Source organism: Xenorhabdus japonica (assembly GCF_900115195.1).
Lineage (GTDB): Bacteria > Pseudomonadota > Gammaproteobacteria > Enterobacterales > Enterobacteriaceae > Xenorhabdus > Xenorhabdus japonica.
Genome location: NZ_FOVO01000020.1, coordinates 41,146 through 64,704, shown reverse-complemented (window position 1 = coordinate 64,704; position 23,559 = coordinate 41,146). Strand labels below are relative to the sequence as shown.

Below are 23,559 nucleotides of genomic sequence, written 5' to 3'. Positions count from 1 at the left end.
GATTGCAGCAGTCAGGGTAGTTTTACCGTGGTCAACGTGGCCGATAGTACCAACGTTAACGTGCGGTTTTGAACGTTCAAACTTTTCTTTAGACACGACTCTATTCCTTAATACCGCTCCCCCGTCACAGAGAAGAGGGAGCTAAAATATAGTAAACTCGAAAACTTATCTAGATTTGCGAGCTTCGATAATAGCCTGAGCGACGTTGCTCGGCGCTTCATTGTACTTCAAGAACTCCATGGAGTAAGAAGCACGACCTTGGGTCTGAGAACGCAGGTCAGTAGCATAACCAAACATTTCAGATAATGGTACTTGAGCACGAACAACTTTGCCCGTAGCTACATCATCCATACCATCGATCATACCACGGCGACGGTTCAAGTCACCGATGACGTCACCCATGTAGTCTTCTGGTGTTTCCACCTCAACTTTCATGATAGGTTCCAGCAGAACTGGTTTCGCTTTCATGAAACCTTCTTTAAATGCCATGGATGCAGCAATTTTAAAGGCGATTTCTGAGGAGTCAACATCATGGTAAGAACCATCGAACAGGGCAACTTTAATGTCAACGATTGGATAACCAGCCAGAACACCGCTCTTCAGCTGTTCCTGAACGCCTTTGTCGACGCCTGGGATATATTCTTTAGGAACAACACCACCGACGATTTCGTTCGCGAATTCGTAACCAGCGCCACCTGCTTCCAGAGGCTCAATGCGTAACCAAACGTGACCGAACTGACCGCGACCACCAGATTGTTTAGCGTGTTTACCTTCCTGCTCAACAGAAGCACGGATAGTTTCACGATAAGCAACCTGAGGTTTACCTACGTTCGCTTCAACGTTGAATTCACGACGCATACGGTCAACCAGTACATCGAGGTGCAGCTCACCCATACCTGCAATGATAGTTTGACCAGACTCTTCATCACTGCTTACGCGGAATGATGGGTCTTCTTGAGCCAAACGACCTAAAGCGATACCCATTTTTTCTTGGTCAGCTTTAGTTTTTGGCTCGATAGCAACAGAGATAACTGGCTCTGGGAATTCCATACGCTCCAGAATGATTGGAGAGCCCATGTCACAGAGAGTATCACCTGTAGTTACATCTTTCAGACCGATCGCAGCAGCGATGTCGCCTGCGCGGACTTCTTTGATTTCTTCACGTTTATTGGCGTGCATCTGTACGATACGACCAAAACGTTCTCTTTTTTCTTTTATCGGGTTCAGTACGGTGTCACCAGAGTTAACAACACCAGAATAAACACGGAAGAACGTCAGGTTACCCACGAATGGGTCAGTAGCAATTTTGAACGCCAGTGCAGAGAATGGCTCATCATCGCTAGAGTGACGTTCTGCTGGAGTATCTTTACCGTCTGGCAAAACACCTTTGATAGACTCAACGTCTGTTGGTGCTGGCAGATATTCAACAACTGCATCCAGCATTGCCTGAACACCTTTGTTCTTAAATGCAGAACCACAGGTAACCAGAATAATTTCGTTAGCCAGAACACGCTTACGCAGAGCTGCCTTAATTTCTTCTTCAGTCAGCTCTTCACCGCCCAGATATTTGTCCATCAGGTCTTCTGATGCTTCTGCTGCGGATTCAATCAGGTTCTGATGCCATTCTTGAGCCAGTTCAACCATGTCTGCTGGGATATCTTCATAAGTGAAGGTAGTTCCCTGATCAGCCTCGTTCCAGTTGATTGCTTTCATCTTCAACAAGTCAACAATACCAGTGAAGGTATCTTCAGCACCGATCGCCAGTTGAAGTGGAACTGGGTTAGCAGCCAGACGAGTTTTGATCTGCTCAACAACGCGCAGGAAGTTCGCACCCATACGGTCCATTTTGTTAACGAACGCGATACGTGGAACATTATATTTGTTAGCCTGACGCCATACGGTCTCAGACTGAGGCTGAACACCACCAACCGCACAGTAAACCATTACTGCTCCATCAAGAACACGCATGGAACGTTCTACTTCGATAGTGAAGTCAACGTGTCCCGGGGTGTCGATAATGTTGATACGGTGTGGTTCATACTGTTTAGCCATACCAGACCAGAATGCAGTCGTCGCAGCAGACGTGATGGTAATACCACGCTCCTGTTCCTGCTCCATCCAGTCCATAGTTGCTGAACCTTCGTGAGTTTCACCGATTTTATGGTTCACGCCTGTGTAAAACAGAATACGTTCAGTTGTCGTGGTCTTACCGGCGTCGATGTGGGCACTGATACCGATATTACGGTAGCGCTCTATGGGTGTTTTACGAGCCATTTTTTCCTCTCTCGTGGGCGTTCAATTTAGAGAACGGGTAGCCAAGTAGCTACCCAGAACATATTCACTGCCGATGGTTCACCAACAAAGGGATTACCAACGATAGTGTGCGAACGCCTTGTTAGCTTCTGCCATACGGTGAACGTCTTCACGTTTCTTCACAGCAGCGCCTTTGTTTTCAGCCGCATCAGATAATTCATTCGCCAGGCGCAGAGCCATCGACTTATCACCGCGTTTACGAGCAGCATCAACGATCCAACGCATTGCCAGAGCATTACGACGAACCGGACGAACTTCAACTGGAACTTGATAAGTAGAACCACCAACACGGCGGGACTTAACTTCTACAGTCGGGCGCACGTTATCCAGTGCCAGCTCGAATGCTTCCAGATGATCTTTACCAGAACGCTGAGCCAGGGTCTCAAGCGCACCATATACAATTGCTTCTGCGACAGACTTCTTACCGTCTACCATCAGGATATTTACAAATTTGGCCAGCAGTTCAGATCCGAACTTTGGATCTGGCAGAATTTTACGTTGACCAATTACACGACGACGTGGCATGGAAATACTCCGTTTCGAATTTCAGGGTTGTCCAAAACTCTACGAGTTTATTTTGACATTAAAGTGAAAAATGTTTGGCCTTACTTAACGGAGAACCATTAAGCCTTTGGCTTCTTCACACCGTACTTAGAACGACCTTGTTTACGGTCTTTAACACCGGCACAGTCCAGTGCACCGCGAACAGTGTGGTAACGCACACCTGGCAAGTCTTTAACACGACCGCCACGGATCAGAATAACGGAGTGTTCCTGCAGGTTGTGACCTTCACCACCAATGTAGGAAGAAACTTCGTAACCGTTAGTCAAACGCACACGGCATACTTTACGCAGTGCGGAGTTTGGTTTTTTAGGAGTGGTGGTATATACACGAGTACATACGCCACGTTTTTGCGGGCAAGCTTCCAGAGCAGGAACGTTGCTTTTCACAACTTTCGAGCTACGAGATTTGCGAACCAGCTGGTTAATAGTTGCCATTATTAAAAAAGCTCCTGGTTTTTTTGCTTCGTAAACACGGATTTTACCCTCTGTCAGTCATAATGACAAAACGAGAGGACGCGGAATTTTATTGCTGACTTGACGAGGTGTCAAGAAATATACAGTTTTTCTATGCTGGTAAAATGGCGGAAAAGCACAATTCAGATTTACCCGTTAATCTACCAGGCAAAATTTTGCTGATGTTTTACCGTTAAGCTAACAAAGCCGTTGTAATCAATCACCATTACACGGTCTGAAACCTGTTCAGACAGTCCTCGTGCCTCTAGGTCTTCCTTCAAAACATAAATGCCTGCCCCTGTACGGGCCAACTCAGTCAAATAGCGATTATCATTGATGCCCAGTAATACACCATTCTGAGTCAATAGAACATCATCTGTATCCGATACAAGGCCAAGCATTGCATTGAAGTCATCATGGTAAGGTGAGCGACTGACAGTATATAACATGTTATCCGCCTGAAATAGATTAAAATTTCAACACAAAATCATATCCCGCCAGCAATTCTCGAATTGCTGTAGCGGAAAGGAATTCAGCTTCCAGCACAAAATTGCTTGCTGGACTGCCTCCTCGAATAACCAGATCGTCCAGGCAAACATAACATTTATCAATGTCATAAAGAGGCAAGATCTTAAAGGTTGAGATATAGTCACGGCTCAGGGCTTTGTCCGGCTGCTGATTAGCCAGCAATTGGAATACTCCATCAGAAATAAAAAATACACCAATCTGCTCAGTCAATGCCGACGTCGCAAGCAGTGCATCCAACCCTTCCCTACCGGCAGAAGAGCCATGAGGGGCTTCAGTAAAAACAAAGGCGATTTTTTTCATCAATACCTACTATTTCATCGACATCCACGGAGGACCCTAAAATTGCATGACACGATCACACAACATCATGGCTTCTGCCAACGCTCCTAACCCACTAAGCTCAAACCCTTCAGCCAGATTAGCGGCAGGCAGATTCAATTCGCGGGCTTGCTGTTCATCTACGATACCGCGCCGCAATGCCGCCGCGACACAGATAAATAGATTACACTGATGTTGGACTGCCAGTGCCTGCCAGGCTCTGACTAAATCAAACTCATCATTGGCAGGAGCGACCAGTTGATTACCGTTTTGGACACCTTCGCGATAAAAAAACACGCTATGCAGTTTATGACCTGAAGCGATTAACGCCTGAGCAAATTGGTAGGCACTGCTGGCTTGTTGAGTGCCGTAAGCTGGCCCAGTGACCAGCAGACAATAAGACAGTGACGACATTACTTCTCCGGGCTAGTACATTCACCATTTTTAAACTGACGAATGTAGAGATATACCGTATGTTTGGAGATATTCAAACGATCAGCGACCTGATTAATGGCATCTTTAATATCAAAAATACCTTTTTCATAAAGATTCAGTACCACCTGTCTGTTTTTCGCATTATTGGAAACATTGCGATCAGCATTCACTTCTTCAATAGTGAATTCCAGCGTTTGTGCCACCAAATCATCCACGGAAGAAGCAAAATTGACGTTTGAAGCAACTTCATGGGTTTTTTCTGGGATAAAGGTCTGAATAATTTCGGAGAAAGGCACATCAAGGTTCATATTGATACACAAAAGCCCAATGACTCGACGCTGGCGATTGCGAATAGCAATTGTGATAGATTTCATCAACGAGCCACTTTTTGCCCGCGTGAAATACGCTTTAGAAACGCTACTGTCTTCATCCGTAATATCATGCAGCATTCGCAACGCCAGATCAGTAATCGGAGAACCAATCTTACGACCTGTATGCTCTCCATTAGCTATTCTGACGGCTGAACATTTAAGATCTTCCAGTGAATGAAGAACTATTTCACAATGCCCACCAATCAACATAGCCAGGCCATCAACAGCAGCTTCGTAAGATTTCAGAATTTCATGATCAGTTTCATTAAATGGTTGGTTTTCCATTAAATCAATATCACTGTTATCACTAGATATATTATCACCAGTTAATATCGGGGTAGACATGTAATACACCATCCTTCAAATTCAGACTTTGCCTCATCAAAAATTCAGGGCAATATTTATTATAAAATCAGATTACTGCAACTCAGATTCTAACTCAGCAAAAGAAACACATAATAAAGCAGGAGCATTAAGCCCCTGCCAATATTTCTTTTAATTATTACAGAATTTATTTTGCCTTAGCAGCAGGCTTAATATCCAATAATTCAACATCAAAGACTAAAGTGGAGTTAGCTGGGATGCTAGGTACGCTTGCCTGACCATAAGCCAGATTAGGTGGAATAACTAATGTGATTTTTCCGCCTTTCTTCACATGCTGTAAGCCTTCTTTCCAGCCCGGGATAACGCTATCCAAACGAATGGTCAGAGGCTCTTTACGATCATAAGAACTGTCGAAAACTTTATCATCAATTAAAGCACCTTTGTAGTTGACAACCACAGTATCAGCCTCTTTAGGTGCTTTACCAGTACCTTCTTTTTCAATTTTGTAAAGAAGCCCTGTTTTGGTTTCAATCACGCCAGCTTTCTTAGCAAACTCTTTACGATACTTGGCACCTTTTTCGCTATTTTCACCCGCTTCTTTTTCTGCCTTGGCCTGTGCTGCACTTCTCATGTTAGATTCTAAAGCTGACAGAGTTTCCCGAATTTCTTGATCAGTCAATTTGGCTTTATTATTTACAGCATCTTCAACACCAGCCAACAACTGTGCTTTTTCCATATTGATACCGAGCGCTTTCTGCTCTTTCAAGGCGTTGACCATATAGCCCCCTAAAGAAGCCCCCAAAGCATAAGCATTTTGCTGTTCTATAGTTTTAAAAGCACTATTCAGTTTTAGCTCACTTTGAGTTTCAGTGTTAGCAGCCAAGGCTTGAGGTACATTAAACGCCACCGCCAGAGTCGTTGCCAGCAGAGTTGTTTTAAACAATGATTTCATCCTATTCTCCAATAAGTTTGGTGGGTTTATTATCAGCATAGATCACACATAACATTTACTATAACCGCCTGAGGAAACCAATGACAATATTTGCTACACCTCGACCTCTCAATAGCAACCACTGGAACAATATTAAAATAAAAAGGATTCGCAAGATCCTATTTCACTGAATTTTTTGAGTATTATAGTGTTAATTTGGCCGAGTAATTACTTCGTCATTTAATTAATTGATCAGAAATAGGAGGAAAGATAATGGCATTATCTGAATTTGAACAAAGATTTGAGCTGCTGGAAACTAAACTGGCCTATCAAGAAGCCACTATTGAAGAATTAAATCAGGAAGTGAGAAAACAACAGATAGAAACTGACAGGTTGAAAGAACAGCTGAAATTAATGACTGAACGCCTGAAAACTCATCAAACATCCATCATTGCACCACTTTCTGAAGAAACACCGCCTCCCCATTACTGATATTAATCAAGGAAAACCTCTGCCAAGGAAGGCTCAGGAATAAAGCAAAAAAAGAGAAGCTTATAATGCGCTTCCCTTTTTCTTCAGCTTACTAATTTATCAGTTAGCCCCGAATTAGTGGCAGCTACCGCCGCAGCATCCATGATCGTCATGCTCATGGGCGTGATCACCACAACCACCTTGACCATGCACATGGCCGTGAGCCAATTCTTCTTCAGTCGCTTCACGAATCGCTACAATTTCAACATTGAATTTCAGATTCTGACCAGCCAGCATGTGGTTAGCATCAACAACCACTTCATCACCTTCTATCGCGGTGATTTCTACTGGGATAGGCCCCTGATCCGTATCAGCCAGAAAACGCATGCCAACCTCAAGATCATCCACACCAACAAACACATCTTTTGGTGCACGCTGAACCAGACTATCATCATACTGACCATATGCGTCATCTGCTTCTACGCTAACATCAAAACGTTCACCCGCCTCACGACCTTCCAATGATTTCTCCAATCCGCTGATCAGACCACCGCGACCATGCAGATAGTCTAACGGTGCGCTCACCGGAGACTCATCAACTAAAACACCATCTTCTGTTCTTACTTGATAAGCCAGGCTGACCACCAAATCTTTTGCTACTTTCATGACAACTCCTACATACCCGAGAGGGGAGAAAACCCGTGAGGGAAATTTTTACAGCTCAAAAAATGCTGCTGATTGTAACGGAATTCTACGTCGCTGTACCTAGCGACGATAAAATTTATCCACAATTTATTGTATGTATATTAATTTATTATTGTGTGTGCTGATTTATTATTGTGTTTTGATTTATTGTGGCGTAAAGATCCCAATAATCTGTTCCTGTTCCCTGACATGAGATGCGGCAGCTTCATCCGTTTGCCTTTGTATGTGACCACAATGGACACACTCAACAACATCAACCTTATTCTCCTGCCACATTGCCAACGTATCCTGTGATTGACATTTTGGACAAACAGCTCCCGCGATAAAACGCTTACGACTAACTGACATAATTCCCCCCAACGCTATTCATGTTCATCCCACCCTTCCGGTCGGCGACACTCATTAATCATTTCCCGTTCAAACAGTTCTTCCAATTCCCTGCGAGCCTTTTTTACGCGGGATATCTGTGCCAGATCCTCATGCAGACAGGGCATCAATTCATGCAACATGCGTATACCTAATTTCTGCACCAACTACAATAACATTTTATTAGCAACTGAATTCATCGATTCCGGATGGGTATATATCAGCAACACTTTAGGCGGCAATATGTTAGAAGATAACAACATCAATCTCTCCTGGACGTGTCAGGGCACATATTTTCCGCTACCATGCACGACAAGCTATTAAATCAAATTGAATAAATACCCAATACATTTCAAATTGCAGCATGGTGGTATCAACACAACAGCAACTTGAAAGATATTAACCTAATTATTAACTCAACATACTATATATAGACAACATCTATGATTCTTTTCTCTTCACTGCAAATCCGTCGTGGCATTCGCGTCCTGCTGGACAATGCCAGCGCAACCATTAATCCCGGACAGAAAGTCGGATTAGTGGGCAAGAATGGCTGTGGTAAATCGACCCTACTCGCATTACTAAAGGATGAGCTTCAGGCCGAAAATGGTTCCGTAACATTTCCCAACAACTGGGCTTTGGCTTGGGTGAATCAGGAAACACCTGCTCTGGAGACATCCGCGCTGGAATATGTAATTGATGGTGACCGCGAATTCCGGCAACTGGAACAAAAACTAAAAATAGCCAACGAACAAAATGATGGACATGCCATTGCCCATCTTCATGGCTTGCTTGATACCATTCAGGCATGGACAATCCGCGCACGAGCAGCCAGCTTGCTGCACGGATTGGGTTTTTCCCAAGCTCAGCTAGAACTCCCTGTACGTTCATTTTCCGGTGGCTGGCGCATGCGCCTCAACCTGGCACAAGCGCTGATTTGTCGTTCTGATCTGCTATTGCTCGACGAACCGACCAACCACCTTGATCTGGATGCCGTTATCTGGCTCGAAAAATGGCTAAAGAATTATACCGGTACCTTGATCCTAATTTCCCACGACCGCGATTTCCTCGATCCGATCATTGATAAGATTCTGCACATTGAACAACTGAATCTATACGAATATACCGGCAACTATTCCTCCTTCGAGCGGCAACGCGCCACCAAGCTCGCCCAGCAACAAGCGCTATACCAAAGCCAACAGGAAAAAGTGGCACATTTGCAGAGCTACATTGATCGTTTTCGTGCCAAAGCCTCTAAGGCTAAACAGGCTCAAAGTCGCATCAAAATGCTGGAACGCATGGAGCTTATCGCTCCCGCTCATGTCGATAATCCTTTTCATTTCAGTTTCCGCCAACCGGACAACCTGCCAAATCCGCTATTGAGCATGGAAGAAGTCAGTGCAGGTTATGGTGAAAAAACTGTATTGAATTCGATCAAATTAAATCTGGTACCGGGTTCACGAATCGGTTTGTTAGGTCGCAATGGCGCGGGTAAATCCACGTTGATCAAATTGCTGGCCAACGAGCTTGCACCCCAGCAAGGAAAAATCGCTTTATCAAAAGGTATTAAACTGGGTTACTTCGCACAGCATCAGTTGGAATACCTGCGGGCAGATGAATCGCCATTACAGCATTTAGCCCGAATAGCGCCACAAGAGATGGAACAACAACTGCGGGATTATCTGGGTGGATTTGGTTTTAAAGGCGATCAAGTCACCGATCCGAGCAGGCGTTTTTCCGGTGGAGAAAAAGCCCGATTAGTATTGGCTCTGGTTGTCTGGCAGCGCCCTAATCTCCTGCTGCTCGACGAACCGACCAACCACCTTGATCTGGACATGAGGCAAGCACTGACTGAAGCACTTATTGATTTCGAAGGTGCTCTGGTCGTCGTATCGCATGACAGGCATTTACTGCGTTCTACCACAGATGAGCTGTATCTGGTACATGATGGCAAAGTAGAAGTGTTTAAAGGTGATTTAGAAGATTACCAGCAATGGCTGACCGAGCTACAACGCCAGCAAGTGCGTGACAGCCAAGAAAAAGAACGAACAGATAGCAATGCGTCAAACACCAATGCGTCAAATAACAGTACACAAAATTACAGTGCCCAAGAGCGTAAAGATCAAAAACGGCGTGAAGCCGAATTTCGCAATCAGACTCAACCACTACGTAAACAACTTACAGCTCTTGAAAAACAAATGGAAAAATTGAGTACTGAATTAGCGGGTTTAGAAGAAGAACTATCAGACAACACGCTTTACGAAAATCATCGTAAGGCTGAATTAACCAAATGCCTTCATCAGCAGACACAAACAAAGTCCAGGCTCGAAGATATTGAAATGGAATGGTTGAATATTCAGGAACAAATCGAGCAGATGGCCGAAGCATTTAATGCCAGTCAATAAATTAATTTTGCAAATGATGTCACCCGCTTTGAAATAACTAAACAAAACGGGTGACTGTTACATTGTGTTTAAGCGGGCTATATTGCAGCCTGCATAATTTATTTTCATTTGAGTATACTGACATCTTTGTTTACCAATCTTTCAATTTCTTTACTGTTTTTAATAACTAAGAATGTTTCTTCTATCAACGTTTGAATAGACTCTGACAGTAACTCGGGACGTAACCTTTCTAAATCGTCAAGTTCACATGCGGCATTAATAATCTTAACGACTGCATCAACATCACTTAATGCACCCGGGACTTTTGTTTGCTTCACTACCTTGGAAACATAAGGCATAAATATAAATCCCTCTGCCTCATCAATAGAGATGAGTTTTTTATCGAGAGAATACAATACTCCCAAGATTATAAAGCTAACAAATTTGGCCGCATGTTTATCTTGAAGGCGATAATCAAAATCCATGTTTGTTCCTCCACTTCACCAATGATATTCATTTTTTATTATGGGGGATATAACATACCCAAGAGTGAAATGGAATTATGATTTAAGCCTGCTGGTCTTATTACTCCAGTTAGAAGCGATTTTCAGCCCATATACTGGACTACCACTTTCATGGGCAAAATAATGAAGCGACACTTTTTTGCCGTTAACCACACCATCCCGATAGATTTTAAACCATTTTCCTCTTTTCTCTTTTCTCTTTTCTCAAGTCATGTAATAATGGCTTATTAGTAATGGTGTTTTTAGAATTATTCTGGTGTAATATCAAGCATTATATAGATACTTAAATAAACGAAATTAAAACCAGAACCGATTTATTTCGAATAAAATATTAATAAAAGATAAATAAAGTTGGTTATTAAAGATTATATGGTTAGTAATACTTTGAATTTACAATCCAACTCCTGCAAAAAATGCAGTAGTTAAAATTCTCGATATCGGCACAAATTCAAGTAATTCAGTTAAGCTGGATAACTGATCGGAGTCAGTCGTTATCTCATATTTCTGTTAAATAAATATGTTAACTTTGTTTTTGGTGGTATGATCAGCACTTCGATCCCCATAGATAACCCCATATTCTCCGTTTTCAGACAATAGTTATCATCTGGCTAATGGCTGATATGGCATTTATCAGCAGCAAATTTCGAATTTACAACTCAGTGAATCACGCACTCGACCAATAGACAGATTTTATAATGCGCAGCCATATTTTAATGCGTATTAATTCTGTTTATCGTTATTAAATTGAGATAAAAATCCATCTTAGGTAAAATTGACTGGCAAAATACCTTTATGTAATTGTTGATGACATATCTTATAATTTAGGTCAGACAGGAATTGATGCATCTGATTGTACCTATATAAACGTTGGTTATCACATTATATTTACTATTCATATGGAGGGAGCTGAGGCACAAAAATTAGGTGCTATATTGAAACAAACAGGTCAAACTAAGCGCTTTTCCTTAATTTAGCGTGATAACTAAATCCCCAAAATCTACATCCCGAATTCAAGGCTGCGCATCCGCGTGGCCTTTTTGTTTGCATGAAGCATTCCCAATTAAATATCCATTATTTCATTTAATTGGGAACGCTGACAGATAACGTTCTCGTTTGCCGATTAAATGATAATTTTCAAATCCTGAAACCGGCATCTTCAAATTAAGTGGATATATACGTTCTCATTTTGCGCTCCTTACTGAAAAAGTTTCTTTATAATTTATACATTAATCTCCATAATAATATAGAAATTAGATAACAGATATCCTACTTATACACTCGCAACCAACGTAGAAAAACTTTCTGCGTCGTCAAGCAGATGATCGTCTATTGATTTCCCCCAAACCACACCGAGATCAATTTTTTTATCTGTTTTAACAATTTCCAACAAATTCATATAATAATCAGGAATCGAACTAATAATTCGTTCAGGAACCCAAGTATAATAATTATTTTTTGTCACCATCTCAATTATCAACATGATATCATTTGTCTTTAATAACAAATTCATATTGTCACCGGTATAAATAGGGAAAACATTAAGGCAATTCGTTAACTCAATTACCTCATTTTTTTCTGATGAATTTGCTGGAGTAATCCCATTGCCATATTGACTAAAAGCTATCCTGAACTTAGAGATCAAGTTACTCTTTTTTCTAAAGATAAAAACTAACCGTTCTGTAAACGTCTTTTTAGGCTCTAACTGCGCAATGGATGCCATAGGTATCACAGCAACATGTAACATTCCCGCATTCAATAAATTTATCTGCTGCTCAACAGACAGCCCGGTCACCAATGCTAATACAACATTTCCTTTATTCCCCGCAATCTGTTTCTCTATTTGAGAATAATTATGGATAGGAAAACATGAGCCAACATATAAATGCCTGACCAAATCTTCTTTTGAATCAAAATGAACCTGACTTTTGAAGCGTTCATAGTGTGTTAAGAATTTTCTGGCATTATCCAGCGTCTTATGCCCAAAATCTGTCAATCTTGTTCCATTTGGCCCCCTTGTAAATAGTGAAGCACCAAGAATATCTTCCAACCCGTGTATTTTCTTCGTCAAGGCTGGCTGAGAAAGATAAAGCCTCTCAGAAGCCTTATGATAATTAAGAGTCTCAGCCAAAACGATAAAAGCTTCAAGATTGCGTATATCCATGTTCTTTCGCCCAATGATTGTTAAATAACTACAAAACATTACAGATTCATGGTGATAGCATTTTAACTTAACGTTTTGCCAAAGGTTTTATCTGGTCAACTGTCAAAATGTTAACTAATAAAATGTTAGTTAATAAGGGTACAATAAGCAAAAGATTTATTATTATTGCGAATTAATGACGTATAGAAATAATACCCAATGCAACTAAAACAAAGTTTACATTTTATAATACAGATTAAAATGACCTCTTGTTATCCACATTTATACCCTTCATCTTTCAAGTTATTTCTCTGTTGGCTGTGATATAACCTGAAATTTATCGGGTATACAAATCCCCCTTCATTTTTCAAATTTTGGCTTAACTTATTATGCTAAAATTTGAGAGTGAACAGATGTAAAACATACAAATAAACCTACTGCTGGCTAGGTTATATGTCCTAAAGTTAGGGCTACCACTAAGAAAAAATAATGAGCAACAAGTTATCAATTGATAACTTTCATTTATTGGCAACCCATCTATGGAAATACCAAAAAACCATGAAAGTTAAAATATCATACTAAGAAACTATTGTGTGAATAATTTAATTCTTAGATGCAAAGAAAAGCATATATAGCTGACTTACTCGCATAGTGAAATAAATATCAGATAATCCACATTCATTTTATTACTCCTCCTTAGTCAAATATTTACTTTTATGGCTACTTTAAAACCTACTCTTATTACGCGTTAATAATGACTCACTTTAATTAAAAGCACTGCATCAAATATAATAATAATGATTTTCACTATCATAAAACGAGTATGAAACTTACTCGGAAATATGGTGTTGATAAATAACAATACGTGTAATGGCAGGTTTTTAGTGTGTTATCATTGATAAAATCCATCTAGTCTTATTCCAAATTATGAAGCTTTTTGATATCGGAATATTCTGTATTGGGATGATATTCTGTGGAACACACCATGCTGAGATTTATGTACCCAAGGATAATTTCATATTAATGAATTAACCAGCTTAGAGTTTCTTGGATTCCCCTACTCTCAAATTATTTATCCGTTAGCGTATCACCAGACATTCTTCATTTAATCATTACAAGATAATCAAATAAAAAATTATCATGCATTAAAAAACACAGGCTCAATATTGAGCCTGTGTTTTTATTACTATAAACTTATTACTTACCTACCTCTTTATCCCTAATAAACAAGCAACTGGTTGCGGAATATCAGGGTTGCCAATCTCGTTTATGTTTGTAAGATCGATTGGTTTAAATTTATCTTTATCCATCTTTAGAACATTTATGAAAGTTGTCCCACTTGGTTTGGGTTGGTAGCTCCCTTTTACTGAAACTGTAAAGAAGCCCCAATCCACTATCTCCTCGAATTCATTCAATAGTGTCTCTCCATCTCCCATCTCATTATAGTTCCATACATCAGTTTCTTTTACATCCTCAAGCCCCTCTCTTGTAGGGCAATATTGATTCTTAGTCTGGTTGAGCGCCTGCGCTTCCACTCCCATCAGCAGGAACCAGCGCTCAGGTTTCCAATGGTATTCGTACGCAGTCCTCTCGAATGTGCTCTTATCCGTTAACGTTGCCCTGAACGTCCGCTCCTCCAGTACTACGTACTCGAACCGATCTTTAGGTGTGATATTGAAAGAAATTAAGCCACTATTCTTATCTATAAAACGATTACCTATAGAATCGTGTTCATCAGCTTCATAGGTAACATCAAACTCCGTACCATTAGCTGGCAGGCGCTTCCCATCCTCCTCATAAAGTAGATATGCTTGTAGCGAGTTGAAAACGTTACTAGGCCCATGTTTATCGGCTTTATAGGTATAATTAACTTCGGTCTTATCTTTATTAAATACATGAAGCTGCGCACGTTTCGGAATTGGATTAAAGAGTATACTCCGATCATCTTTCAGGTCGACTTCCTGCCCACCGTTTGCATCACTAGTAGGTAATTTAACTTTCGGCTTAACGCCATTCCCACGCTTCCAAATACTTACATTAGATACCATGTTGGCATACAGTTCCCCACGGTCATTTGTTGTTGGCGATTCAACTGTGAATGTGAATTTATCTTTAAGCTTATCGACGACGTCAGTCGACCACTCAATTTTGCTAGGATCAATACTGAGATTTCTTGCCGGACCACCAGCTGAATAATTAACATTTATCTTCAAGTTAACCTTATCTTGCCCATCCGCCTTGTAATTATTCGTATTGATATTGACCATTTCAAACGAACCAACTTTAATAGCATTAAGTCCTGCTTTAAAGGATATCGGAGGTGACGAAATTTTGACTGTCTTACCACTCTGCGCCTCTGTGAGGGTAAGCTCTATCACTCCTGGTTCGGTTTCTTGGGTACTTTCAAAAGTGAAAGTCATCTGCTTCCTAAGAGTAGTAGGGGACGATAATTTGGCACTCTTGAGGCCAGGGTACTTGTCCTTGTCGAAGGTTATATTATAAGTGTACTCTGGTTTAAACTTAGTAATATCCTGGATGTTAACAGCAACCACATGCTGCTTACCTTTCACGGCCTCATATTCCTGCGCTCCTGTCCAGGTAATACCGCTTGTTGCAGAATCATCTTCAGTGAATTCTACAGGTTTAGCAGATGCTTTCTCAGCACCATCTATTGTCACTTCAACAATGATATCTTTTGCAGCTTTATTACTGACTAAAGTCGCTGATATTTGACCATTTTCATCCGTTTTATCAGTTTTTTTCTCATTTAGCCATGTCACACCATCCGGAAGGCCACCCTTAACGCTCCAATCAACTTTCACATCTTTCCCTTTCAGAAGATTGCCAGCTGCGTCAGTTACAGTTGCAGTAAAAATGTAACCCTCGTTTTTACCAACCACCAACGGACCGCTCTCTTTAGTTTCAACCTTAACTTTGTACTTAGATTCAGCTACCTTCGCGAAATTGAGATTATTGACTTCTTTTTTAGGCATTCCGTCCATTGTCAGGTAAACCTTCACATCCTTAAGCAGTTGTGTACTGCTTACCGTTGCCTCTAACTGCCCTTTGTCATTCGTTGTGTCACTTTGCACCCATTTAACTTTGTCAGTGTTAGGCTCATCGACAGACCACTGCAAATTACTGACTTTCAGTTTAGCAAGGGGGTCCTTATCTTTTGTACCGTGAGTGATGGTCGCCAGCAATTTGTAGGCCACTTCATCAGTCTTGCCGGTTTTAACCACCTCTTTCGTCACATCTTCTTTTAAAACAAATGGCTCAACTTTGACGGTTATATTGCTGGGTTTAGATTCTTTGCCATTGCTGTCTTTCGCCGTAAAACTGAGCACATAGGTATTGTCAGTTTTAGAGTCAGGGTCATATTTTGGCAGTGTCAGCCCGATAGGGTTCACACCTTCAGTAACTTCTCCCTGCGCATGAGCGAATGAATCATTTAGCTGCCATTCCAGTTTCGCGTCCTTAGGTGTGACAGTGGCATGTATCGGAGCCCATCTTTGGTAGCTATATCCCGTAATATTCTGTTGCTGAATATTCAGCAACACTTCTTTTTCACCTTTCTTACGGTAATCAAGAACAATCTGGTTATTTCTTTCCACCAAATCATAGCGGCTGCCTGCCAATGTACGCATAGATGCAACGCTATCTGATGATAGCTGGGCTTCAAACGGTACGCCGAATCTGTAATTAAGATTGGTTTGGAACAGCGTTTCACTGTGTCCGCCACTGCCAAGTTTATAATCAACTCCCATGGTCACCAGTGGAACAGGTGTATAGTTCACCCCAAATCGAGCCAGACTTGGGTCTTTCTGCTTGGTATCACGATTGAACAAAGCGACTTGATCGCCAAAATACTGTTCATAGGCTAACTTACCGCCAATATTCGGGTAAACAGGCAGGAAGAATTCACCATTGATATCAAAACCGTTGGCAGGGCGTTCTTCCCATCCTTTTTCATGTGGTGAATCATGCCAGTCACTCACACGCAAATAAGTATTGGCAGAGAACTTGGCATAATCTGTCCATGCCTCGCCCCCTAAACCGATACGTTTATTATTACCCGTGACATCAAAGTCATAGAAAGAATTCAATCCATACATCCAGCTTGGTGTAAAATAACGCCCACCAAATCCTAAATTCAGAGTATGTCGGCTGTCTTTATTGCGATAACCCAACTGTGAAAAAAATAGCCAATCGGATTTGTTATCGTAAAGTGGTAACAATAAGTCCAAAGATCCGTTATCTAATTTTCCTTTTCTATCCATAGAAAAATTAATTTTGGCTGTACCAAATTGCGATAGCCACTTTTGTGCTTCACTATTTACCGCGCTATTTATTTTTCCCAGTGCATAAGCTTTAGCTTGTTCAGTAAGCTCAGACGGTGATGATGACAACACATTGCTAACAGTTCGAATATTTCTGGCAATCAAACCCGCTGTTTCATTTTCCTTATCATTGAGATTATTTTCACTCTCCTGATTTTCTAAGAGTTTTTTTTGCAATTGATGTTCATATTTTTTTCCATCCACAGCAAATGCACTCAATGATGTGAGTGGAAATATAAGTATCGAATATATAAAGACTAAAAATCTAACGAACTTTTTACTAATATACGAGTCCATATATGAGTACCTCATAAAATATGGTTCTTTTCCAGCAATTAAGCATTGATGTCCAAATTTAGAGAAAAAAATAACACTTACACATACTTAAAATACATTAGGAAACTTTTAGGCAAAGTGCTTAATGAAATATTCTTATCGCCTGATAAACAATGGTTATCACATATTGAATATAAATCCGTTTTCCGGAGTTAAAATTCAAAATTATTTTTTATATTCATATAATTTACGTTCATATAAATAATTTAGACTTATATAAATAATAAGGAGGGCACCTACTGGCTTCTGCGATGCGGTTAGAAATATATTGGGTATAAAACTAATAAACTGTACGATAATCAGTAATCGATAAATCTATTCTGACTACAACTCTATTTTGACTACAACTCTATTCTGACTACATAGCAGGAAAAAATAATGAAAATCGACCTAAGTAATATGGTAACTGAGAGTCGCAATCCCTCCAGCACTCATATCGATACGTTATCCACTCTCGACATGTTGCGTGTTATCAACGATGAAGATAAAAAAGTGGCCATCGCCGTCGAAAAAAACCTGCCTCAAATTGCCGATTTGGTTGATAAAGTTGCCGACACATTTCGCCAGGGCGGGCGATTAATCTACATTGGAGCCGGAACATCCGGGCGTTTGGGAATTTTGGATGCCAGTGAATGTCCACCGACTTACGGCACAAAACCAGAACAAGTCATCGGCTTAATTGCCGGTGGGCATCAGGCCATTTTGAAAGCTGTCGAAAATGCGGAAGATAACAGGCAATCAGGCATCAATGACCTTAAGATACTACACTTTAGCCAAAGAGATATTCTGGTAGGGATCGCCGCCAGTGGCCGGACACCTTACGTATTGAGTGCAATGGAATATGCCAAATCAGTGGGCGCTACCGTTGCCTGTATCAGCTGCAACCCAGACAGCCCGATGACACAGTTGGCAGATATCACCATTACTCCCATAGTCGGGCCTGAAGTGGTGACAGGCTCTTCCCGCATGAAAGCAGGAACAGCGCAAAAACTGATACTGAATATGATCACAACAGGTGCCATGATCCGTACGGGAAAAGTGTATGGCAATTTGATGGTAGATGTGGAAGCCACCAATGCCAAATTGATCGAACGCCAGAAAAATATTGTCATGACCGCCACTGAGTGCAGCAAGGAAATAGCAGAGCAAGCCCTCAATGCCTGTGGTGGTCACAGCAAGACCGCTATTGTCATGATTTTATCGGGCGTCAGTGCCGAAGAAGCCAAAGCTTTATTGGCAAAACACCACGGGTTTATCCGACCAGCTATACCTAATGCATCAAAAAAAGATGAAGAGTATATTTCGATAAACCAATAATCATTGCCTCTTTAAAGGAGGTTATAAATGGCTAAAATTAATCAGGAAATGCTGATCGAAATACTCAATGCTATCGGTGGAACGAGTAACATTGTACATTGTGGCAACTGCATGACTCGCCTACGATTGACTCTGTATAATAATGAGCTTGTCGATAAAACCAGATTGAAAAAAATCGCAGGGGTTTTAGGCATCATAGAAAGTGATAACCAGCTCCAGATTGTACTTGGCTCCGGCAAAGCACAAACAGCCGCAGAAATGATGAATACACGGTTAAGTGAATCACATCATCTCCGCAGTTCAGAAGCGCCTGCTGCAGAACATCATTCCGATAAGCTAAAAGAGATTGCCATCTCCAATAAACAACATATTAAAGAAAAACAAACCAGCTCAATCCATAAATTTCTGGCTAAATTCGCCACTATCTTTACTCCCCTGATCCCCGGATTTATCGCCGTTGGCCTGTTATTGGGTTTCGCGACTCTGTTGGAACAGGTTTTTATCAAAGAAGTCTCTCATCCCCATGCCGTATTGGTTGAAATGATCGGCTATATGAAAATCTTCAGTAAAGGCATGTTCAGCTTCCTGAGCATTTTGATTGGCTATAATGCACAAAAGGCATTTGGAGGGTCAGGAGTTAATGGCGCCATTATCGCATCCCTATTTATACTGGGATATAACGCCGAAGCCACTAGTGGATTCTATTCGGGTATCAGTAATTTTTTTGGCTTCACCATCGACCCACGGGGCAATATTATCGGGGTACTGATAGCCTGTATCCTCGGCGCTTGGGTCGAAAGACAGATCCGCAAAATTATGCCATCCGATCTGGATATGATCCTGACTTCCGCCATCACCTTACTTATCATGGGTGCCGTTACCTTTATTGTTATCATGCCTGTCGGAAGTTATCTATTTACCGCGATGTCATGGCTGTTCATTAACTTAAATGGCAACCCGTTCGGTACAGCAATCTTGGCGGGATTGTTCTTAATTGCCGTAATGTTTGGTGTGCACCAAGGCTTTGTACCTGTCTATTTTGCCTTGATGGATGCACAAGGCTTTAACTCCCTGTTCCCCATTCTCGCGATGGCAGGTGCGGGTCAGGTTGGCTCTGCATTGGCCTTGTATGTGAAAGCGAAAAAAGGTTCTCTACTGCGAACCCAAATCAAAGGTGCCATTATTCCTGGATTTCTGGGAATTGGAGAACCCTTGATTTATGGCGTAACACTGCCACGCATCAAACCTTTTGTCACCGCCTGTTTCGGAGGCGCTGTGGGTGGATTTTTTGTCGGCCTGATTGCTTGGTGGGGATGGCCTGTCGGGTTAAACAGCGTTTTCGGCCCTTCAGGGCTGGTCGCCCTGCCACTGATGACATCCAACAGTGGCATTTTCACGGGCATGGCTATATATGCCGCCGGGTTATTTATCTCTTATATCGCGGGCTTCACGCTAACGTTATTCTTCGGGAGCAAAAATATCGATTTAAGTTGATTCAGCCAAACCAGATTAAAGGCACACAGGCAGCAGTCAGAATACCCATTGTGATATTGAACATGAACCATGCGCGGCGACTTCTCAATAACTGACCAATCAGTGAACCGAGAACAAGCCAAATTGCGCCAGCAAGTGTATTAGCGATTAACATCACGATGCTAATGGCAAAAATGGAGTGGTTATATAACGGCTCGGACAAACTGTAACTACTGACGGCTCCCAATCCCATCAACCATGCTTTCGGGTTCAGGAACTGCAATAGCCAGCCTTGATAAATTCTGGTTGGCTTCCCTACCGATTTTATGGTGTCCAATCGTTTATAATGTGAAATGGCAGTTTTCCAGGCCAGCCATAATAAATACAGGCTTCCGAGCACTTTCAGGCCAGTATGCATGGCAGGATAAATCAGTAGCAGAGCAGCAACACCAAACGCAGACAACAACAAAATTGTCTGCATTCCCAATATGATACCCAGATAAAGTGGCATGGAACGACGGAGACCAAAATTCGCTCCTGATGATGTCAGCAACAAGTTATTTGGGCCGGGTGTAACAGCAGAAATAAACATAAATATACTAAGCGAAAATAGCAGACTTACAGTCATGGGTAGACTCCCCTCACCCAAAGAGTTGACATTTCCTTTCGAGAAAATAACAGTATGTCATTCCACACACAAGATGACTAATCATGAAATCGATTCATTATGAGTGATAACTTTTATCCTTTAAGTGGGGTGAGCAATCCCCATCTACAAACTCTTTTGCCCCGTATTTTGCGGCACCGCCCGAAATTGCAACCGCATTGGCAACGGCTAAATTTACCCGATGATGATTTTGTTGATTTGGCATGGAGTGAAGATCCTGAAACCGCTGCCCACAAACCACGGCTGGTTCTTTTCCATGGTTTAGAAGGTGGATTCAGAAGCCCTTACGCCCACGGTCTGATCAGTGCCTGTCAGAAAAAAGGCTGGCTTGGTGTTGTAATGCATTTTCGTGGATGCAGCGGTGAGCCTAACCGCCAACAACGCATTTATCACTCGGGAGAAACCAGTGATGCCCGCTATTTTCTCAACTGGCTAAAAACGACATATGGTGAAGTTCCCACCGCTGCTGTCGGCTATTCCCTTGGTGGCAATATGCTGGCCTGTTATCTGGCAGAAGAGCAAGAACGTGCCCAAGTAAATGCAGCGGTTATTGTCTCAGCACCATTTATGCTGGAAGCTTGTTCAAAACGAATCGAACAAGGATTTTCTCAGTTTTATCAGTACTATTTGCTCAGCAAGCTGAAAAATAATGCTACCCGCAAGTTGCTGCGTTATCCCAACTCTCTACCTTTAAGCCTTAGCCAACTTAACTCAATGAAAAAACTGCGTGAGTTTGATGATGCCATCACCGCTAAAATCCACGGTTTTAAAGACGCAACAGATTATTATCACCAGTGCAGTGCGCTGCCTCGTTTACCGAATATCACGGTACCATTGTTGATTATCCACGCCAAGGATGACCCTTTCATGGCTCCGGAAGTTATCCCTGAACCAGAGAATTTACCAGCCAATATTGAATATCAGATGACTGAACATGGTGGTCATGTTGGTTTCGTTAGCGGTTCTTTGAAAAAACCACAAATGTGGCTGGAACAACGTATTCCGAAATGGTTAGCGCCTTATTTAGAATCAGCGCATTCAGAATCGGTGCAGTTAGAATCGGGACATTTAGAGCCGGAATATTTAGAACATCTATCTTCAAAGCCATCATTCTAAAAACTACCATTTTAAAACTGTCATTCTAAGACCGTCGTTCTAAAAACCATTACAGCATTATCAGGAGCAATAACAATGATTATCCCGTGGCAACAATTGGAAACCGATACCCTCCTCAACCTGATTGAAAGTTTTGTCTTACGGGAGGGTACTGATTACGGCGAACAGGAAAAAACTCTCGAACAGAAAGTACAGGACATCAAACGTCAACTTGAACGAGGTGAGGTTCTGCTGGTATGGTCTGAATTACATGAAACCGTCAATATCATGCCCAAAGATATGCTCCACCATAAAGCCTGATTTTTTCTGTTCACTTTAAGAGACTGATTAAAAAAATATAATCCCCAATTTTATTGATAAGGATCTGTTCATGTCTGCCAAACACCCTGTCATCGCCATTACTGGCTCCAGTGGAGCAGGAACAACCACGACCAGTGCCGCCTTCCGAAAAATCTTCCAGAAACTTGATGTCACTGCCGCACAGATAGAAGGGGATAGCTTCCATCGTTATACTCGTCCTGAAATGGATGCCGAAATCCGAAAAGCGAAGGAACAAGGCAGACATATCAGTTACTTTGGGCCGGAGGCCAATGATTTCAGTACACTGGAAAAGACGTTTTTTGACTATGGGAAAACAGGGGAAGGCCGCTGTCGAAAATATCTCCATACCTACGATGAAGCCGTACCTTATAACCAACTTCCGGGTACTTTTACGCCGTGGGAATCCTTACCAACCAATACAGACGTTCTGTTTTATGAAGGTTTACATGGCGGTATTGTCACTCCGCAACATAATGTTGCCAGCCATGTTGATTTGTTGATTGGTGTCGTACCTATCGTCAATCTGGAATGGATACAGAAACTCATCCGTGATACGAGTGAACGCGGACATTCCAGAGAGGCCGTTATGGATTCCGTTGTACGTTCGATGGATGACTATATTCGTTATATCACGCCTCAGTTTTCACGCACTCACATCAATTTCCAGCGAGTTCCCACCGTTGATACCTCCAACCCCTTCTCTGCCAAAGCGATTCCCTCGCTGGACGAAAGTTTTATCGTGATTCGCTTTCGCGGTCTGACCCAAATTGATTTTCCTTATTTACTGGCAATGCTTCAGGGTTCATTTATTTCCCGCATAGATACTCTCGTCGTTCCGGGCGGAAAAATGGAACTGGCGATGGAATTAATTATGGCTCCTCTCGTTAAACAATTATTGGAAGGAAAAAAAATTTCATAATTTAAGTTAAACAGCATTTTATTTTAATAAAACAAGCAACAAAAAATAACGTTACTTGTTTTATTAAAATAAATGAGCCATTTTTATAATGATAAATCAGATGATAAAAATCAGACTTCCTAAAATGCAGTAACTGGTAAAAAAAACAACATCGAACAGAATTACTGTTCAGCTAGTATCCAGTATATTTTTGTTCTTTTATAAATAAACGTCCTTTATGACAGATTTTTTATAATCTGGCAGT

24 protein-coding genes are annotated in these 23,559 nt (G+C 41.6%); 8 read left to right on the top strand and 16 right to left on the bottom strand.

The features are described 5' to 3' along the window. The 9 genes from BM135_RS09525 to fkpA all read right to left on the bottom strand — a co-directional run. The coding region (locus BM135_RS09525) for a GTP-binding protein (protein WP_004249126.1) at positions 1–96 on the bottom strand (96 nt) is incomplete at its 3' end. 69 nt (positions 97–165) lie between these two features. Continuing rightward, positions 166–2,274 carry an elongation factor G gene (fusA, locus tag BM135_RS09520; RefSeq protein ID WP_092519507.1) on the bottom strand — a complete coding sequence of 703 codons (2,109 nt, stop codon included), beginning with the start codon at positions 2,272–2,274 and terminating at the stop codon, positions 166–168. A gap of 93 nt (positions 2,275–2,367) precedes the next feature. Next, positions 2,368–2,838, bottom strand: coding sequence for a 30S ribosomal protein S7 (rpsG, locus tag BM135_RS09515; protein ID WP_038269448.1), 471 nt, complete (start codon positions 2,836–2,838; stop codon positions 2,368–2,370). Positions 2,839–2,936: 98 nt separating this feature from the next. After that, positions 2,937–3,311: a 30S ribosomal protein S12 gene (gene rpsL / locus BM135_RS09510; protein WP_010848548.1), complete on the bottom strand. Its 375-nt coding sequence runs from the start codon at positions 3,309–3,311 to the stop codon at positions 2,937–2,939. A 179-nt stretch (positions 3,312–3,490) separates the two neighbouring features. Next, on the bottom strand, positions 3,491–3,778 hold the full coding sequence (tusB, locus tag BM135_RS09505; RefSeq protein ID WP_092519506.1) for a sulfurtransferase complex subunit TusB: 288 nt from the start codon (positions 3,776–3,778) through the stop codon (positions 3,491–3,493). 19 nt (positions 3,779–3,797) lie between these two features. Beyond that, positions 3,798–4,157: a sulfurtransferase complex subunit TusC gene (gene tusC, locus BM135_RS09500; RefSeq protein ID WP_092519505.1), complete on the bottom strand. Its 360-nt coding sequence runs from the start codon at positions 4,155–4,157 to the stop codon at positions 3,798–3,800. A 36-nt stretch (positions 4,158–4,193) separates the two neighbouring features. Continuing rightward, complete coding sequence (tusD, locus tag BM135_RS09495) at positions 4,194–4,589, bottom strand: sulfurtransferase complex subunit TusD (RefSeq protein ID WP_092519504.1); 396 nt, start codon at positions 4,587–4,589, stop codon at positions 4,194–4,196. After that, positions 4,589–5,266, bottom strand: coding sequence for a helix-turn-helix transcriptional regulator (locus tag BM135_RS09490; protein ID WP_422646130.1), 678 nt, complete (start codon positions 5,264–5,266; stop codon positions 4,589–4,591). Before BM135_RS09490 ends, tusD begins: the two co-directional genes overlap by 1 nt. Before the next feature lie 226 nt (positions 5,267–5,492). After that, positions 5,493–6,257, bottom strand: a complete 765-nt coding sequence (fkpA, locus tag BM135_RS09485; RefSeq protein ID WP_092519502.1) for an FKBP-type peptidyl-prolyl cis-trans isomerase — start codon at positions 6,255–6,257, stop codon at positions 5,493–5,495. A gap of 252 nt (positions 6,258–6,509) precedes the next feature. On the opposite strand from fkpA, the gene BM135_RS09480 reads away from it, so the two are divergent. Next, positions 6,510–6,728, top strand: a complete 219-nt coding sequence (locus tag BM135_RS09480) for a SlyX family protein (RefSeq protein WP_092519501.1) — start codon at positions 6,510–6,512, stop codon at positions 6,726–6,728. Between the two features lie 114 nt (positions 6,729–6,842). Here the strand turns inward: BM135_RS09480 and slyD are convergent, their stop codons facing one another. The 3 genes from slyD to BM135_RS16965 form a co-directional block, all read right to left on the bottom strand. After that, the gene (gene slyD, locus BM135_RS09475) at positions 6,843–7,373 is read right to left on the bottom strand and encodes a peptidylprolyl isomerase (RefSeq protein ID WP_092519500.1); all 531 of its coding nucleotides are present in this window, start codon (positions 7,371–7,373) and stop codon (positions 6,843–6,845) included. Positions 7,374–7,556: 183 nt separating this feature from the next. Beyond that, positions 7,557–7,760: a YheV family putative zinc ribbon protein gene (locus BM135_RS09470; protein ID WP_092519499.1), complete on the bottom strand. Its 204-nt coding sequence runs from the start codon at positions 7,758–7,760 to the stop codon at positions 7,557–7,559. Positions 7,761–7,774: 14 nt separating this feature from the next. Continuing rightward, the gene (locus BM135_RS16965) at positions 7,775–7,921 is read right to left on the bottom strand and encodes a potassium transporter KefB (RefSeq protein ID WP_175486048.1); all 147 of its coding nucleotides are present in this window, start codon (positions 7,919–7,921) and stop codon (positions 7,775–7,777) included. A gap of 300 nt (positions 7,922–8,221) precedes the next feature. Between BM135_RS16965 and BM135_RS09460 the strand changes: the two genes are divergently transcribed. Next, entirely contained in the window at positions 8,222–10,183 is a 1,962-nt protein-coding gene (locus BM135_RS09460; RefSeq protein ID WP_092519498.1) for an ABC transporter ATP-binding protein, read from the top strand. Positions 10,184–10,287: 104 nt separating this feature from the next. Here the strand turns inward: BM135_RS09460 and BM135_RS09455 are convergent, their stop codons facing one another. Continuing rightward, on the bottom strand, positions 10,288–10,647 hold the full coding sequence (locus BM135_RS09455) for a DUF3969 family protein (protein ID WP_092519497.1): 360 nt from the start codon (positions 10,645–10,647) through the stop codon (positions 10,288–10,290). Positions 10,648–11,462: 815 nt separating this feature from the next. Between BM135_RS09455 and BM135_RS18110 the strand changes: the two genes are divergently transcribed. Then, complete coding sequence (locus BM135_RS18110) at positions 11,463–11,660, top strand: DUF7823 domain-containing protein (protein WP_479688440.1); 198 nt, start codon at positions 11,463–11,465, stop codon at positions 11,658–11,660. Between the two features lie 296 nt (positions 11,661–11,956). On the opposite strand, the gene BM135_RS16635 is transcribed toward BM135_RS18110, so the two are convergent. Together BM135_RS16635 and BM135_RS09440 are read right to left on the bottom strand one after the other, a co-directional pair. Next, entirely contained in the window at positions 11,957–12,847 is an 891-nt protein-coding gene (locus tag BM135_RS16635) for a LysR family transcriptional regulator (RefSeq protein WP_139204096.1), read from the bottom strand. Between the two features lie 1,184 nt (positions 12,848–14,031). Next, positions 14,032–17,463 (bottom strand): inverse autotransporter beta domain-containing protein, encoded by a 3,432-nt coding sequence (locus BM135_RS09440; RefSeq protein WP_175486056.1) that lies wholly within the window; start codon positions 17,461–17,463, stop codon positions 14,032–14,034. 417 nt (positions 17,464–17,880) lie between these two features. Between BM135_RS09440 and murQ the strand changes: the two genes are divergently transcribed. Together murQ and murP are read left to right on the top strand one after the other, a co-directional pair. Continuing rightward, positions 17,881–18,819 carry an N-acetylmuramic acid 6-phosphate etherase gene (gene murQ / locus BM135_RS09435; protein ID WP_175486054.1) on the top strand — a complete coding sequence of 313 codons (939 nt, stop codon included), beginning with the start codon at positions 17,881–17,883 and terminating at the stop codon, positions 18,817–18,819. A 27-nt stretch (positions 18,820–18,846) separates the two neighbouring features. Beyond that, positions 18,847–20,313: a PTS N-acetylmuramic acid transporter subunit IIBC gene (gene murP, locus BM135_RS09430; protein WP_092519493.1), complete on the top strand. Its 1,467-nt coding sequence runs from the start codon at positions 18,847–18,849 to the stop codon at positions 20,311–20,313. A 1-nt stretch (position 20,314) separates the two neighbouring features. Here the strand turns inward: murP and BM135_RS09425 are convergent, their stop codons facing one another. After that, complete coding sequence (locus BM135_RS09425) at positions 20,315–20,920, bottom strand: LysE family translocator (RefSeq protein WP_092519492.1); 606 nt, start codon at positions 20,918–20,920, stop codon at positions 20,315–20,317. A 99-nt stretch (positions 20,921–21,019) separates the two neighbouring features. Here BM135_RS09425 and BM135_RS09420 point away from each other — a divergent pair, with 99 nt between their 5' ends. From BM135_RS09420 to BM135_RS09410, 3 genes are all read left to right on the top strand, one after another. After that, positions 21,020–22,075, top strand: coding sequence for a hydrolase (locus BM135_RS09420; RefSeq protein ID WP_092519491.1), 1,056 nt, complete (start codon positions 21,020–21,022; stop codon positions 22,073–22,075). Positions 22,076–22,150: 75 nt separating this feature from the next. Beyond that, positions 22,151–22,375, top strand: coding sequence for a YheU family protein (locus BM135_RS09415; protein ID WP_092519490.1), 225 nt, complete (start codon positions 22,151–22,153; stop codon positions 22,373–22,375). A 70-nt stretch (positions 22,376–22,445) separates the two neighbouring features. After that, positions 22,446–23,315: a phosphoribulokinase gene (locus BM135_RS09410; protein ID WP_092519489.1), complete on the top strand. Its 870-nt coding sequence runs from the start codon at positions 22,446–22,448 to the stop codon at positions 23,313–23,315. Positions 23,316–23,559 lie beyond the last annotated feature (244 nt).